This is a genomic window from Pandoraea pnomenusa (assembly GCF_040391475.1).
GTDB lineage: Bacteria > Pseudomonadota > Gammaproteobacteria > Burkholderiales > Burkholderiaceae > Pandoraea > Pandoraea pnomenusa_C.
Window position 1 is genome coordinate 194959 of record NZ_JBEBXS010000003.1, and the last position, 14962, is coordinate 209920.

Here is a 14962-nt window from a genome sequence, read left to right on the forward strand (position 1 = left end):
TCGCGTTGCATGAATCGCTTTTGCTGTCACATCACAACAAAGGAGACGCATCATGAAAATCGGTGTACCCAAGGAGATCAAGAACCACGAATACCGCGTAGGCATGACGCCCGCAGCCGTACGCGAAGTGGTGGCACGCGGGCACGAGGTGTGGGTCGAGACGCAAGCCGGTGAAGGTATCGGCATGGACGACACGGTCTACGCTGCCGCCGGCGCACGCATCGCTACCAATGCCGTCGATGTCTTCGACCGCGCCGAGCTGATCGTCAAGGTCAAGGAGCCGCAGGCCGTGGAACGCGCCCGCCTGCGCGCGCATCACACGCTGTTCACTTACCTCCATCTGGCGCCCGACCCCGAGCAGACGCGCGACCTCATCAAGAGCGGCGCCACTTGCATTGCGTATGAAACGGTGACCTCCGCCACCGGCGGCCTCCCGTTGCTCGCGCCCATGTCGGAAGTGGCCGGACGCATGTCGATCCAGGCGGGCGCCACCGCGCTGGAGAAGACGCATGGCGGACTCGGTCTGCTGCTTTCGGGCGTGCCCGGTGTGGAAGCCGGCAAGGTCGTCATTCTCGGCGGCGGCGTCGTGGGCACCAACGCGGCCACGGTCGCCGTGGGCATCGGTGCGCAGGTCACGGTCATCGACAAGTCGGTCGACGCCTTGCGTCGTATCAGTGCGCAGTTCGGCGGCCAGGTGCAGACGGTTTATTCGACGCAACATGCCATCGAAACCCACCTGCGCGAGGCCGATCTCGTCATCGGTGGCGTGCTGATTCCGGGGGCGGCAGCGCCGAAACTCATCACCCGAGCCATGCTTGGACTGATGCGCAAGGGATCGGTGATCGTCGACGTCGCCATCGACCAGGGCGGATGCTGCGAGACGTCGCGCGCCACGACACATGCCGACCCGGTCTACGTGGTGGAAGGTGTCGTGCATTACTGCGTGGCCAACATGCCCGGCGGCGTGCCGCGCACGTCGACGTTTGCGCTCAACAACGTGACCTTGCCGTTCATCCTGCAACTCGCCGACCACGGGCCGGTCGCGGCCATGCGCGCCGATCCGCACTTGCTGGCCGGGCTCAACGTGGCGCGCGGCATGGTGACCAATCGTGGCGTTGCCGAGGCGCTGGGGCTGGCGTATCACGACCCGAAGGCGGTGCTGGCGAACCTGCCTGCTGCGGCATAGCGACGCGGCGCCGTCGGGCGCCCACTGTCCGAGCACCGGCCCCCGTAAACGGACGTCGACCCGACGTCCGTTTTTCATGCGCCACACGTCGCCGACATGTGGCGACATGTAGCGACAGGCGGCGACGACAGGCCGCAGCAGGCCTCGCGCTTTGGACATGGGCGTACTCACTTCGTTATACTTCCCCCATCTCGACGGCGCCGCCGGTCACCCCGGCACCAGGCACGCGCTGCCGCGCGGCATCCCCGCCTGCCCTCAAGCCGTCAATGTCCATGAGCAAGTGATGAACGCCGACCCGCAAGAACTCAATAAATTCAGTGAACTGGCCCACCGCTGGTGGGATCCGCACAGCGAATTCAAGCCGCTGCACGAGATCAACCCGCTGCGCCTCGACTGGATCGAGCAACACGTGCAGCTTCAAGGCAAGCGCGTGCTGGATATCGGCTGCGGCGGCGGCATTCTCGCCGAATCGATGGCGCGTCAGGGCGCTCGCGTCAAGGGCATCGACCTGTCGTCGAAGGCACTCGGCGTAGCCGACCTGCACAGCCTCGAAGCCGGACTTTCCATCGACTACGAAGAAATTTCCGCCGAAGCGCTCGCCGCCCGCGAAGCCGGCACCTACGACGTCGTGACCTGCATGGAGATGCTCGAACACGTGCCCTCGCCGGCATCGATCGTGGCCGCTTGCGCCACCCTCGTCAAACCGGGGGGGCATGTCTTCTTCTCCACACTGAACCGCAATCCGAAAGCCTGGCTGCTGGCCGTCGTCGGCGCCGAGTACGTGCTGCGCATGATTCCGCGCGGCACCCACGATTACGCCAAATTCATCCGCCCGTCGGAGCTGGCTTCGTTTGCCCGGGCCAGTGGGATCACCGTACGCGACATGCGTGGCTTGTCCTACAATCCGATCAACAAGCGCTACTCGATCAATCGCGACACCGACGTGAACTACATGATCGCCTGCACCCGCGACGCCTGATATGTTCGTGCCCCCCGCCCACCCTCTTGCCTCCCTCGACGCTGCGCCGCACCTGCTGAACGGCGACGTTCGCGCCGTGCTGTTCGATCTGGACGGCACCCTGGCCGACACCGCGCCCGACCTCGTCGCGGCCGTCAACAAGGTGCGTACAGACCGTGGCTTGCCGCCGGGCCCGTATGAAACGCTGCGCCTGCAAGCCTCGCATGGCGCGCGCGGATTGATTGGCAGTGCCTTCGGTGTCACCCCGGACGATGCCACCTTCCCGTCGCTGCGCGACGCGTTCCTCGCCAATTACGAAGCCGCCCTGTGCGTGCAGAGCCATCTGTTCGATGGCGTGCCTGCGCTGCTCGCGGCCCTGGCCGAACGCGGGGTGCCCTGGGGCATCGTCACCAACAAGGCCGCACGCCTGACCAATCCGCTTGTCAAGCTGCTCGGTCTCGCAGATACCGCTGCCTGCGTCGTATCGGGCGATACGACGCCGCATAGCAAGCCGCATCCGGCGCCGTTGCTCTACGCAGCCGAGTGCATCGGCATTGCCCCGACCCAGATCGTGTACGTTGGCGACGACCTGCGCGACGTGCAGGCGGGTAAGGCAGCCGGCATGGCAACGATTGCAGCGGCCTACGGTTATTGCGGCGATACGCTCGCGCCAGCCCAGTGGCAGGCCGATGCGGTCGTCGAACGCGCGGGCGCGATCGCCCCGCTGGTGATGCTGCCGGCCTGACGGGCCGGGTCATCGCCTGCCGGGACACGGCCGCCGCCGCAGCGGCCAGTCCCGGGTCTGTCCCGCCGCGCTCGAGTGGCGCGGCGCGTGCTTCACTGGCTGCTTACGGGAGACCGCATGGCCGAGCAAGCGAACGATCGCAAACCTTCTCCGGATTCCGCCGAAGACGGCACCCGTCTGCAACAAGGCATCGCCCGCGCACAAGCGCTCGGACGCGATCCCGACGTGCGCCGGCGTGCACGCAAGACCGGCCTGTGGGCCGTCGCCGTGATTGCCGTATTCGGCGTCATCGGTTACTTCACGGTCCCCGCCGTGCTCAAGCACTACGCCGTCGACAAACTCTCCGCCTATCTGGAACGGCCGGTGAGCGTGGGCGACGTCAGTTTCAATCCCTACACGCTGCGTCTGGACCTGCATCAGGTGCATATCGGCGACAAGACGCCGGGCCAGCCGTTCGTGGACGTCGGCATGCTGCGCGTGAACGCCTCGTGGAGCTCGCTGTTCCGCCTCGCGCCAGTCGTCGACGAGCTCTACGTCGACACGCCGGTCGTCAACATCGTGCGCACCGCGCCGCAGCGTTTCAACTTCTCCGACATCATCGATCGTGCGACCTCGGGGCCGCCGTCTCCGGAGCCGTCGAAACCTGCCCGCTTCGCCCTGAACAACGTCCAGATCAAGAACGGCACGGTGCGCTTTGACGACGCCGTGCAGAACGAGAAGCACGTCATCGACAATCTGCAGGTCGGTGTGCCGTTCATCGCGAACCTGCCTGCCGACACCGATATCTTCGTGCAGCCGTTGTTGCAGGCGTCCATCGACGGCGCGCCACTGCATATCTCGGGACAGACCAAGCCGTTCGCCGATTCGCTGGAGTCGACGGTCGACATCAAGCTGGACCGCCTCGATGTGCCGAAGTACCTCGGCTACTCGCCCGTCACGGTGCCCGCGCAGATCAAGAGCGGCGCCGTCAGCACCGATCTGAAACTGCGCTTCACGCGCGACAAGTCGGGCAATCACGTGCTGCTGACCGGCACGGCCGGGCTGTCCGATGCCGTCGTCAAGGAGGCCGATGGCTCGCCGCTGGTTGCCGTCAAACAGGTCGACGTGAAGCTCGGCAAGGTCGAACCGCTGAACAACGTCTTTCACATCGACAGCGTGCGCATCGACGGCCTCGACCAGCAGATCACGCTGGAAAAAGATGGCTCGATCAACGTCGCGAAGGCACTGCTGCCGCAGCGTCCGGTAATCAAGGCCGTCGGCAAGGCGGTCGATCAGGCTGCGGCGTCGCCGAAGGCCAGCGAAGCGGCCAAGGCCGCGCCAAAGGTGCCGGCCGAGCAAACGGCCCGGCCCGCAACACCTGCCTCGGCTGCGGAAGCCGCGCAGGCCAAGGCCGCTGCCGCCGAACAACCCACGCCGCTCGACCTGCTGGTCGGCGAAGTCTCGGTGGTGAACAGCAAGGTGCGCTTCACCGACGAGCGCGGCGCGAAGCCGGCGAGCATCGCGCTGGAGAACATCCAGATCGGTGTGAAGCAGTTCTCGACGCTGGGCAAGGAACCCGCGACATACGACGCGGCGATCGGCATTCAGAGCGGCGGATCGCTCAAGGCACAAGGTCAGTTCAGCCTGCCCGCCTATAACGCCAGCGGCGAACTCGATGCGCAATCCATCGCGCTCGCGCCGCTGCTGCCGTTCGCGCAGGGTGCGCTGGCAGGCGACCTGAAGAGCGGCACTGTCGGGGCACAGGCCAAATTCAACGCGGCCTTCGCGCCCGACAAGCAGCCCAACGTCCAGATTTCGCCCGCGACAGCGACCCTCGAGAAGATCGAGTGGCTCACCGGCAACAAGGGCGATGCGCCGCTCAAGCTTGCCAAGGCGGAGGCGAAGCTGTCGCACTTCGATCTGGGGGCCCGTCAGGCCGTACTCGATGAAGTCACGATCAGCGGGCTCGACGTTGCCGCCCGCCGGGACAAGGACGGCAAGATCAACCTGCTCGCCCTCACCGGCGGCGGCCAGTCGAAGGCGTCCACCGGTGGCCAGAATGCCAACGCGCGCGTGGGTACGGAGCGCGGCCGCAAGACGTCGGCCAAATCCGGCACGGCGTCTGCCGGTGACTGGCAATGGAAGGTCGGCAAAGTCGCGCTCGAGAATGCGAGCATCGGATTCGAGGATCGCGCGGTCAAAGGCAGACCGATCAACGCGAAGTTCGCGCCGCTCAACGTCAAGGTGCAGAACGCGTCGCAGGACATGACGAAACCGTTGCAGCTGGAAGTGACCGGCACGCTCAACAAGAAGGGCACCCTCAACGCGACGGGCAACGTCACGCCGCAGCCGCTCGCGGGCGACTTGCAAATCAAGACGCAGCAGCTCGATCTGGCCGCCTTCGATTCGTACATGAGCGACGAGTTGAACGCCAGCATCGCGAGCGCCCTGCTCTCCAGCACCGGTCGCGCCACGTTCTCCATGAAGGGCGAAACGCCGCAGGTAACGTATCGCGGCGACGCCACGCTCGGCAACGTGCGTCTGCTCGACAAGGTGACGACGGACGACTTCATGCGCTGGAACGCGCTGTCGGTGCAGCAGATCAACATGGCGGTGGGCAGCGGCAAGCCGAACGTGCAGTTGGGCAGCATCGCGCTGTCGCGCTTCTATGCGCGTCTGATCATCAATGCCAATGGACGTCTGAACCTGGCCGACGTGGTCGGCAACAAGGAATCGGCTCCGCGCTCGCTCACCCGGGCGAACGAAGGCATTCCGCTGGATGGCAAGCCGGCCAAGCCGCCGCTCGACGCGGCCGCGTCCGCCGTGGAAGCCGAGCAGCCGACCGAGGTCGAGAAGAAGGAGCAGAAGCCGGGCGAGACCACGGCGCAGCGCGGACCGGGATTTGGCGCCGGCAAGGCGCTGCCGGCAGACATCCATATTGGACGGATCACGCTGCAAGGCGGCAACATCAACTTCACGGATAACTTCGTCAAGCCGAACTACACGGCCAATCTGACGGATATCGGTGGACGCATCGGTGCTTTCGGCACGGCGACGACCGAACCGGCCGAGGTGGCGCTGCAGGGCAAGGTGAACCGCAACGCGCCGATCGACATCAACGGCAAGATCAACCCGCTCGCGCCGATGGCGTTCGTGGATCTTGGCGCAAAGGCCGACGGCATCGAGCTGACCAACCTCACGCCCTACTCGACCAAGTACGCGGGCTATCCGATCGAGAAAGGCAAGCTGACGGTCGACGTGCACTATCTGCTCGATCAGGCGAAGCTCACGGCGAACAATCACATCTTCATCGACCAGCTGACGTTCGGCGACCGCGTGGAAAGCCCCACGGCGACGAATTTGCCGGTACGCCTGGCGGTATCGTTGCTGAAGAACTCGCGCGGTGAAATCGATGTGGACATTCCGATTTCCGGCTCGCTGGAAGATCCGCAGTTCAGTCTGGGCGGCGTGATCTTCCGCGCGTTCGTGAACCTGATCGTCAAGGCGGTGACGGCGCCGTTCAGCCTGCTGGCGTCAGCGTTTGGCGGTGGCGATCAGGAACTGGGCTTTGTCGAGTTCGCACCGGGCAGCGCGCGTCTCACGCCGGAAAGCGAGAAGCGCCTGGAAACGCTGGTCAAGGCGCTGACGGACCGTACGGCGCTGAAACTGGAGATCGAGGGTCGCGTGGACCCGGCGAAGGACACCGACGGATTGCGTCAGGTCGCGGTCGAGCGTGCGATCAAAGCGCAGAAGGTGAAGTCCATGGTCGGCAAGGGCGAGAGCATCGACGTGGACAGCGTGACGGTAAGCCCGGAAGAGCGCAGCAAGTTTTTGACGGCCGCTTACAAGGCGGCGGACTTTGCCAAGCCGCGCAATATGATCGGGTTCGCGAAGTCGCTGCCGGACGACGAGATGCAGAAGCTGATGGAGACGAACATCAAGGTCGGCGACGACGATCTGCGCGCGTTGGCGGATCGGCGGGCGCAACGGGTGCGGTCGTGGCTGGACGGCAAGATCGCGTCCGACCGGCTGTTCGTGGTGGCGCCGAAGCCTACCGCAGAGGGCATCAAGGACAAGGGGGCGACGACCCGAGTGGACTTCTCACTGAAGTGAGCCATTTGTGTCATAATCGACCATTCCACGGGGCCGACATGGTTTCGACGTGGGTAGCGAAGCGATTCAGGGCATACCGAGGACCCGTCACCTCGTTAATCAATGGGAAAAAACGTAACTGCAAACGACGATACGTTCGCACTGGCAGCCTAAGGGCCGCCGTCCTCTGCCTAGTTCACTGACGGACTAGCGTCGCAAGACCGGTAGCAATACCGCCAGAGGTCATTTACGTCAGTTAAGCCTTGGCGGCGCCACGACGCCAAGGTCGAAAATTTAGTGGATCGCTGTTGCGTAGCGTGTTCGTCCGCGACAAAACGGTTAAATCAAATGACAGAACTAAGTATGTAGAACTGGTCGTGGAGTACTTGCGGACGCGGGTTCGATCCCCGCCGGCTCCACCAAACACCTGACCGTCGACGAAAGGCGGTTGCACATCGCGCTAGAGAAACGGGCCTTCGGGCCCGTTTTTCGTTTCTGCGGCGTTCTCGCCGATCGGCTACGGCAGCGGAGTGATGCCCACCATCTTGGGGGGCTTCCCCGGTTGCGCTTCAAATCCCATCTTTTTGAGAAGGTCTATTGTTTTTTGCCGTTTCGGGAGGAAATCTTGGGAGACGCGTCGATTGCTCACAATCCAGGCAAGGAGTGGGAGATCTAGTCGGTATCCGTGCTCAAGCAAATAATCGACGACACCAAATTGCCCAAGATTTGCTGCAATCAAAGCGACACCGAAACCGTCTTCATCCTTGGCGTTGACGTCCGCTCTCGCCTCAACCAGAAGCTTCATGTTGTCCGGATACATAACCGCCTGACGCATCGCATTGAACAACAGTCCTCCATGTCTCGCATCCGGGTCGCCCTTATACGCGAGCAGGACTCGTAATACATCCGGCGACTCCAATCCGGCAGCCAACCAGACGAGATGAATTTCATGCTCAGGGCCGATCGGTTGATTCGGATCTGCCCCTGCCTCCAGCAAGGCACGCATTCCAGGCACACTCTTGGCCGAAAGCGCCCACCCCAAAGGCGACATGTTCTTATCGCCGACCGCGTTGACGTTCGCACCCTCCTTGACCAGTCGGTTGACTGCCGACACGTTCCCTTCGGCTGACGCGCGAGCCAATGCAGCTTCCTTTGTGTTTCCGAAGTAGTCCTTTACCGTGCCGTCCGCGACCTTCATCTCGCAACTCGCAAACATCGGGAAAAGCAGAACAACGACAAGAACCAAGAAACCGCATCGACGCAAGTGCATATTCCATTCCCCATATTTTTTTCATTGTTATCGCAACCCGTGTCAGCAGGCTGAACATATTGCACGGAGTCAGGGAGGCACATTGAACCGTGGATCTCGGTCTTGCCGCCCAGGTCGACATCGCAGCATACTCTGTAAGCGCGCTGGACCGGCCATCCTGCAACAAGTAAAACATTGGCCTCGACTGGCCTTTGATTTCGTACGCGGCGCGCAAAGTACATTCCCACGCAATTCCGACCTCGCTGAGTCCTCATGTACGAACATCTGAAGCATTTGCAGCCGACAGGCATCCCGCTGTTAGAGCGATTGAGAACGCTGGAAGCATCTGACGTGGAGGCACTCAACGCCCGATTCGCCGGTATTCCGAAAGACTATTTGCGATTCATGAGCGAAGTCGGGCACGGGCCTTGGTTCGATGAATATGATTTCACCCCGTACTTTTTTCTCCCCGCGCCAGTCGATGCGAACAATGAACATTTCAAAGATTCGTTGATATACGAAGACAGCTTAGACGCACCAGCCGCCATCGGGCCCGTTTGGATGTTTGCACTCGACTCCCAAGGTCACGCGTTCTGCTTCGACGCCGGTGACGACTGGCGAATCGTCTGGATCGACACCACCCGCACGGTAACCCGCCTCGGACTATCGTTTCGACAACTGGTTGAAGGGCTATTGGTCTGCTACCCGCAAATGCCGGAGTATTACCGCGAAGGCAATTGGTTTGACAGCAGCGGAGCACCGTACTCGGCCCCACAAGGCGTAACGTTTCCAAACGACCAACCCGCCGACCACTGACGTCAAAGCGCTTGGCAGTGACAGCAAAACTGAAGGTAATCCACCTCGCCAAACCGCTTATCAGCGCCCGTCCACCGGTCTCGCATACGGTTTCGCAAACGTCGCCTTCGTGTAGGCAAGTGCAAACCCGGCCCGCTCGGTATTTCGCGCGCTGACGTTCTGGGCACGCGCGGTCACGCTTGCCATGACGCATCCCGCCGCCCTCGCCGCCGCCAATCTCGCTCGAATCAGTGCGAGTTGAACGCCACGCCCACGATAGGCCGGATGCGTGCTGGCAATGTATAGATGTGCCACCTTCCCCATCGGGCTATCGATAACGCTCACCCCGGCCGTCCCCGCTACGCGTCCGTCCAGCAGCGCGATAAAGCGTGTGGTATCCGTGCGCGCCAGTGCGATCTTCGCGAGCGTTTCGAGCAGCACACGCGGTCGCGGCGTTGCCTGCGTTTCGAATGCCGCCACCGAATTCGGTACAAACAGACCGTCGACGATCGACCGGTCGGTCACGATCTCGACGCCGTCCGGCGGTGGCAGATCAACGTCATCCCCCTCGAGCCCGCGAACGTAGGTATTGCTGAATGCGTTCACCGTATATCCGCGTGCAGACAGGACGGCCAGCGTCGAGGGGTCGGCATGCGGGCAGACGTCGATTTCAACGTCCAGCGCGCGCACATGATAAGCGTCCTCAAGCTGCCGGATCGCCTCCGCGTCGACCGTCGCCCCCATGCCCAGCCCCGTCACATGATTCAGCTTTCGGCCGAACACGCGATCCGTGAGTGCAGCCATCCCACCACACACGTTCAGCGCATACGCGTCATCACGTTGGGTCAGACTCCGAAACATTGCTACCTGCCGGGCCAGATGCGACGCCTCGACAAACTCCAGCGCATGCGCGACTTCAAATCCAGTCAGAATCATGGGAATGGCGATCCGAGATAGTGCGGAGTCTCGCAATTTACCATCAGAGGACCGCTACCACGGCCATCAACGACACCCCCAAACCACTGACGGAAGCGACAAAAAGACAACGGGCCGCGAAGGCCCGTTTTCATTTCCAACATCAACCAGCGCGCAAACCGCTCAATGCGCCTTCGCCGCCGCCCGCTGACGCACCAGCAGCAAGCTCGTCAGGATAAACGCCAGCAGTGCGAACGATGCCGAGTAGCGGCTCAACGCCAGTCCGCCGGCGCTCACCGGCTTGTCGAGAAAGTCGCCAACGACAGCGCCCAACGGACGCGTCAGAATGAACGCCGCCCAGAACAGCAACGTGCGCGGCAGACGCGTCCAGAAGTATGCAGCGACGATCACCAGCAACAGCGCACCGAACACCACCGCCGCGCCGGTGTAGCCCAACCCTGCGGTGTCGGCCGTCCAGTCGCCCAGCGCGGTCCCCAGCGTCTGCGAAAACATGATGGTGATCCAGTAGAACGCTTCCGCCTTGGGCGTCGTGATCGAGTTCACCGACACGGAACCCGTCGCCCGATACCAGATCCACAGCGACGCCATCAACAAGGCCAGCAGAATCGCCGATCCACCCGCGTAACCGATGCCCAACGACCTGTCGGCAAAATCCGCCAGCGTCGTGCCCACTGTCGTCGTCGCAATGATCGTCGCCCAGTAAAGCATCGGATGGAACGCCTTCGCGCGGATCTGCGCCGTCACCGCGATCGCGAAGATCACCGCGAAAATGGCCGTCCCGACGAGATAACCGAGATTCATCGACATGGAGACGGCATCGCCGCCGGTTTCTCCCAACGTCGTCGCCGCGATCTTGACCACCCAAAACATCAGGGTGACCTCGGGCACCTTGCTAAGCGTCTGCTTGACGTGTTCGTTCATGACGAAACCTTCCCATTGAAGTTGGCCCTGACACCACGTCAGGGCCACTTTGATAACAAGTTAAGTTTCGCGCGCCACACTTAGTTGCCACATAGGTCAGGCATCATCGCGGCACATTCACATTTTCATTGGCGCCGACGCGGGAAATGGCGACAATCAGCCCCTGATCCTCCCGATTCACGGCCTCGAATGCCCTCAAAACGCAACAAGAAGCGTCTGAAAATTGCCGTCGCCGGATTGCTTGCCACCGTCGGCATCGGCATCGCAGGACTCGTGTACGCACTCCCCTCGTCGGCCGCCGCCGCGTGTCCCGGGTGCTACGGCCTGGAAGAGGCCGCGGCCGGCATTTATGTGCAGAAGGACATCGGCGAGCACGAACGCACCGCGATCATCCAAACCGTCGAGTCGTCGCGCACGCTGTTGAACGGCTTCTGGGGACCGCTTCAGGCATCGCCGCGCGTTCTGGTGTGTTCGGATGAGGCATGCTTCCGCCGGTTGGGGGGTGGAAAGCGCCGCGGGATGTCGCTGTACGATCGCGTTGCTGTCCTGTCGCCACGCGGCACGAACGTCACGATTGCCGCGCACGAACTCTCGATGAACGAGCTGCACCATCGCATCGGCCTGTGGGCCTTCGCGACGGGCGCGGTGCCGATCTGGTTCAACGAAGGCATCGCGATGTTGTCGTCCGACGATCTGCGCTACCTCGCGCCGGCCGATCAGGCGAACCGTTGCCTCGTCGACGTTTCCGCCGCGTCGCTACCGTCGGGCATGTTCGAATGGAATCGTACGGCGCTGACAGACCGTCAGCTCTACGCCAAGGCGGCCTGTCGCACGAGCCAGTGGATGACGACGCATGGCGGCCCGTCTGCCGTCGTTGCCCTGATCGACAGCATCGGCGCGGGCGTGTCGTTCGACAAGGCGGCGCGATAACCCCGCCACTGCCGACATCGGCCGCCTCACCTGCACCTACGGCAGAGAGATCGCTCCGGCGACATGCTGCGCCCGAGCGGCCCCTCACAGCGCCTTACCCTGCCTTTGCGCCCTGCAGACCGAGGAACGGGAACGGCGGCGCGGCCTTGAACTGGCCCGAGACTTCACCGCTGAACGTATTGCGCTGATCCTTGCCGAGATCCAGCCGCAAGACCTGCGCCCCCGCCGAGAAATCGACCTTCTTCAGATCCACCCAGAACGTGTTCGGCGTGAGCGCCGACTCGAAGAAGTACAGCATGCGCTTGTGATCGACGACGGTACGCCAGCGCGTCGAAGAGATGTTCGGCTGGTCGGGCGTGGTGATCCCGAACGGCACCGACGCGTTGCGAATCACGCCGAACACGCTCGCCAACGCCTCGACCGGGTCTTCGCTCTTCGGAATCGCATTGACATAGAACGACGCCCGCGCAAAGCGATCCGACGCGCGATTCGTGCCGGGCAGGAAGGTCGTGCCGCCGATCTGTTGCCAGTAGGTATTCAACGCGAGCTGTTCGTCGAATGTCGGCGAGTTGGTCATCACCTGGTACTGCTTGCCGTGATGAATCACCTGCCGTCCGTTGATGTACTCCACGATGGCGCTGTCGCCCGACTTGTCCGACATTGACAAATGCAGCGTGGTGAGACGATCCTCGCCCGGCACGTTGGCCGTCACCACGGTGAACGGCTCCTTCTCCAGCGCCGCCACTGCCTCGGCCACCGTCGCGAAGTTGTCCAGCACGTACTGCGCCCAGGCCGCAATCGTCAGCCCCGGCCGGGCCTTCTGATCGAACTTCGGATACTGCGACTCCACCAGCCACAACAGTTGCGCGGAGAGCCCCTTTTCGTTGACGCCGTCGGTCGTCGACACGTCATACCCGGTCGCCACCACGCTACCGTACTTGGCCGTCCAGCGAATCGAGTTGGGGCCGGCCTCACCGTTGCGGGCGATGCCGCGCGGCAGCACATACAGGTTGGTCGCGACGTCGAGCTTCCAGTCCATGGAGCGCGCCGTAATGACGTCGTCGTTCGCACCCAGATACACGACACGAGTGCAGGCAAGCGCGGACAGCGGGGAAAAGGCGAGCGTCGCGGCAGCGACCAGACAGGGCAGGGTCTTGACGAACTTGCGGGGCATGGCGATACCTCACGTTGGGGGGAAGAGTCCGCAGGAATCGTCAGTATAACGAGGGAGTCCTTCCCCGACGTGCGCGGCGTCAATGCCTCCGATCACAACATCAATCGATCAGAATCGGATAGAGCGACGCCACGAGCAAGGCCGCCGCCACACCGTTGAAGATGCGCACCGAACGCGCGTCCGTGAGCACTCGACGCATCGCCACGCCGAACCCTGCCCACAAACCAATGCACGGCGCACCCAGGATGCCGAAGATCAGCGCGAGCAGCGCCACGTCCGGCAGATGCGACGCCTTCGGCAAGTAGGTACTGATCGCCCCCACGCCCATCACCCACGCTTTCGGGTTGACCCACTGGAAGGCGGCAGCACCGATGAACCCCATCGGCCGCTCACGCCCGCGGCGCTCGTCGTCCATCGGACCGGAACGTGCGAGATGCCAGGCCAACCACAGCAGATACGCCGCCCCCACGTACTTGAGCACCGTGTGGATCAACGGGAATTTCACGAAAACCGAATGCAGCCCGGCCCCCGTCAGAAACACCATCAACGCAAAGCCGAAGGCGATGCCCGCCAGATGCGGCAAGGTGCGCACGAAGCCGTAGTTCAGGCCCGAAGCGAGGACCATCATGTTGTTTGGCCCAGGGGTCACCAGCGTGATGACCGCGAAGGCGCAGAAGGCCAGCAGTTGTTCAGTCGTCATGTTCAAAATCCGGAAAACCCGCGCCGGTGCAGCCCTCGTGCAGCCACTTGCCGATGCGCGGCCCCCAAGCATAGACAAGCGCACCGCCCGAGGCCCGGTACAGTTCGCCGATTCCGCACAGGCCTGTACCGGCCGGGAACCATGACAGTTGGGCTTCTCGTGGCAACTCAAGCGTGACGCGTAGCGCGCGCCACGACGTCGGCACCGGCGTCGTGCGAGAATCGATGCCATCCGAACGTAGCCGTCATGCCGATGCCCTCCCGGCGATCACACACCGATCGTTCACGGTTCGCCGAAGCATCGCCGACGACGGCTCACCGACCGACCGAGATCGCCCCCGATGCCGCCCCGTCTGCCACCGCTGTCTGCCCTGCGTCTGTTCGAATCCGCCGGACGCCACCAGAGCTTCAAACGTGCCGCCGCCGAACTGCATCTCACGCCGAGTGCCGTCAGCCACGGCATTGTCGGACTGGAGCAGACGCTCGGCGTCGCGCTGTTCACGCGCTCGCCGCAAGGCCTGACACTCACCCCCGAAGGCGTGGACTATCTCGCCTACGTGACGGAAGCCTTCTCGCTGCTGCTGACCGGCACGCGACGCCTCCCTACCCCCGACGCCTCACGTGCCATCGCCATCACCTGTGCCCCCACGCTCGCCTCGCGCTGGCTGCTGCCACGCCTCGCGAATTTCGTCCACCAGATGCCGGGCGTGGATATTACGGTCGACACTTCGCGCCGTCAGGTCGGCTTTCCGGCCGATGGCTTCGACTTCGCGATTCGCCTCTCGCGCGCGCCTGTGGCGAGCGACACGTGGCACCGGTTGTTCGGCGAACGATTCCTGCCGGTGTGCAGCCCGGCGTATCTGGCCATGCACGCGGACGCCGACGGCAATCTCGACCTGCGCGCCGCATCGCGCATTCATGTGAGCAGTGCCAGTGAAGACTGGCAGGTCTGGGCGGAAGGCGCCGGCGTCGACGACTTCGACACCCGGGGCGGCCTGAGCTTCGACAGCATCCAGCTCGCCTTCGAGGCGGCCGTGAGCGGCCTGGGCGTCGTCATCGGACGCCGCCCGCTGGTCGACGAATATCTCGGCAACGGCGCCCTCGTACCGGCACATGAGAGCACCACGCCGTCGCAGGGGGCCTACTGGCTGATCTGCGCCCGAGACATCGAACCGCACCCGGAATGTGTGGCGTTCCGCGACTGGGTCATCGAACAGGCGAGCGTCCATCAAGGTGAATAGAATTCACCCGACTGAACATACAACTCCTTTGCCACACGGTCGTTTCGTTGCCAGACT

General features: G+C 63.2%; 12 protein-coding genes and 1 other RNA gene. 8 read left to right on the top strand and 5 right to left on the bottom strand.

Translation table 11 applies throughout. From position 1 onward, the window contains the following. The first annotated feature begins 52 nt into the window (after positions 1-52). The 5 genes from ald to ssrA all read left to right on the top strand — a co-directional run bounded on the left by ald (position 53) and on the right by ssrA (position 7382). On the top strand, positions 53-1186 hold the full coding sequence (gene ald, locus ABWO90_RS05060; protein WP_353190109.1) for an alanine dehydrogenase: 1134 nt from the start codon (positions 53-55) through the stop codon (positions 1184-1186). 280 nt (positions 1187-1466) lie between these two features. After that, positions 1467-2165 carry a bifunctional 2-polyprenyl-6-hydroxyphenol methylase/3-demethylubiquinol 3-O-methyltransferase UbiG gene (gene ubiG, locus ABWO90_RS05065; protein ID WP_353190241.1) on the top strand — a complete coding sequence of 233 codons (699 nt, stop codon included), beginning with the start codon at positions 1467-1469 and terminating at the stop codon, positions 2163-2165. Between the two features lies 1 nt (position 2166). Then, positions 2167-2889, top strand: a complete 723-nt coding sequence (gph, locus tag ABWO90_RS05070) for a phosphoglycolate phosphatase (RefSeq protein ID WP_353190110.1) — start codon at positions 2167-2169, stop codon at positions 2887-2889. A 117-nt stretch (positions 2890-3006) separates the two neighbouring features. Then, positions 3007-6981, top strand: a complete 3975-nt coding sequence (locus ABWO90_RS05075; RefSeq protein ID WP_353190111.1) for a DUF748 domain-containing protein — start codon at positions 3007-3009, stop codon at positions 6979-6981. A 29-nt stretch (positions 6982-7010) separates the two neighbouring features. Then, positions 7011-7382: a transfer-messenger RNA gene (ssrA, locus tag ABWO90_RS05080) on the top strand. Between the two features lie 95 nt (positions 7383-7477). Here ssrA and ABWO90_RS05085 read toward each other — a convergent pair. Next, complete coding sequence (locus ABWO90_RS05085; protein ID WP_353190112.1) at positions 7478-8158, bottom strand: ankyrin repeat domain-containing protein; 681 nt, start codon at positions 8156-8158, stop codon at positions 7478-7480. Positions 8159-8482: 324 nt separating this feature from the next. Here ABWO90_RS05085 and ABWO90_RS05090 point away from each other — a divergent pair, with 324 nt between their 5' ends. After that, positions 8483-9025, top strand: coding sequence for a hypothetical protein (locus tag ABWO90_RS05090; protein WP_353190113.1), 543 nt, complete (start codon positions 8483-8485; stop codon positions 9023-9025). A gap of 60 nt (positions 9026-9085) precedes the next feature. Here the strand turns inward: ABWO90_RS05090 and ABWO90_RS05095 are convergent, their stop codons facing one another. Together ABWO90_RS05095 and ABWO90_RS05100 are read right to left on the bottom strand one after the other, a co-directional pair. Next, on the bottom strand, positions 9086-9940 hold the full coding sequence (locus ABWO90_RS05095; protein ID WP_353190114.1) for a GNAT family N-acetyltransferase: 855 nt from the start codon (positions 9938-9940) through the stop codon (positions 9086-9088). A gap of 162 nt (positions 9941-10102) precedes the next feature. Next, positions 10103-10861 carry a COG4705 family protein gene (locus ABWO90_RS05100; protein WP_353190115.1) on the bottom strand — a complete coding sequence of 253 codons (759 nt, stop codon included), beginning with the start codon at positions 10859-10861 and terminating at the stop codon, positions 10103-10105. Positions 10862-11050: 189 nt separating this feature from the next. Here ABWO90_RS05100 and ABWO90_RS05105 point away from each other — a divergent pair, with 189 nt between their 5' ends. After that, entirely contained in the window at positions 11051-11791 is a 741-nt protein-coding gene (locus ABWO90_RS05105) for a hypothetical protein (protein WP_353190116.1), read from the top strand. A 94-nt stretch (positions 11792-11885) separates the two neighbouring features. Here the strand turns inward: ABWO90_RS05105 and ABWO90_RS05110 are convergent, their stop codons facing one another. Both ABWO90_RS05110 and ABWO90_RS05115 read right to left on the bottom strand, forming a co-directional pair. Next, the gene (locus tag ABWO90_RS05110; RefSeq protein WP_353190117.1) at positions 11886-12965 is read right to left on the bottom strand and encodes a linear amide C-N hydrolase; all 1080 of its coding nucleotides are present in this window, start codon (positions 12963-12965) and stop codon (positions 11886-11888) included. Positions 12966-13065: 100 nt separating this feature from the next. Then, positions 13066-13665 (bottom strand): LysE family translocator, encoded by a 600-nt coding sequence (locus ABWO90_RS05115; RefSeq protein WP_353190118.1) that lies wholly within the window; start codon positions 13663-13665, stop codon positions 13066-13068. A gap of 340 nt (positions 13666-14005) precedes the next feature. Here ABWO90_RS05115 and ABWO90_RS05120 point away from each other — a divergent pair, with 340 nt between their 5' ends. Continuing rightward, entirely contained in the window at positions 14006-14905 is a 900-nt protein-coding gene (locus tag ABWO90_RS05120) for a LysR substrate-binding domain-containing protein (RefSeq protein WP_353190119.1), read from the top strand. Positions 14906-14962: the final 57 nt, after the last annotated feature.

Bases quoted from the DNA above. Each gene is read 5' to 3' on its own strand.
- ABWO90_RS05090 (WP_353190113.1), top strand. From the start codon at position 8,483: ATGTACGAACATCTGAAGCATTTGCAGCCGACAGGCATCCCGCTGTTA.
- ABWO90_RS05075 (WP_353190111.1), top strand. From the start codon at position 3,007: ATGGCCGAGCAAGCGAACGATCGCAAACCTTCTCCGGATTCCGCCGAA.
- ABWO90_RS05120 (WP_353190119.1), top strand. From the start codon at position 14,006: ATGCCGCCCCGTCTGCCACCGCTGTCTGCCCTGCGTCTGTTCGAATCC.
- ABWO90_RS05100 (WP_353190115.1), bottom strand. From the start codon at position 10,861: ATGAACGAACACGTCAAGCAGACGCTTAGCAAGGTGCCCGAGGTCACC.
- gph (WP_353190110.1), top strand. From the start codon at position 2,167: ATGTTCGTGCCCCCCGCCCACCCTCTTGCCTCCCTCGACGCTGCGCCG.
- ABWO90_RS05110 (WP_353190117.1), bottom strand. From the start codon at position 12,965: ATGCCCCGCAAGTTCGTCAAGACCCTGCCCTGTCTGGTCGCTGCCGCG.
- ald (WP_353190109.1), top strand. From the start codon at position 53: ATGAAAATCGGTGTACCCAAGGAGATCAAGAACCACGAATACCGCGTA.
- ABWO90_RS05105 (WP_353190116.1), top strand. From the start codon at position 11,051: ATGCCCTCAAAACGCAACAAGAAGCGTCTGAAAATTGCCGTCGCCGGA.
- ABWO90_RS05085 (WP_353190112.1), bottom strand. From the start codon at position 8,158: ATGAAGGTCGCGGACGGCACGGTAAAGGACTACTTCGGAAACACAAAG.
- ABWO90_RS05115 (WP_353190118.1), bottom strand. From the start codon at position 13,665: ATGACGACTGAACAACTGCTGGCCTTCTGCGCCTTCGCGGTCATCACG.
- ABWO90_RS05095 (WP_353190114.1), bottom strand. From the start codon at position 9,940: ATGATTCTGACTGGATTTGAAGTCGCGCATGCGCTGGAGTTTGTCGAG.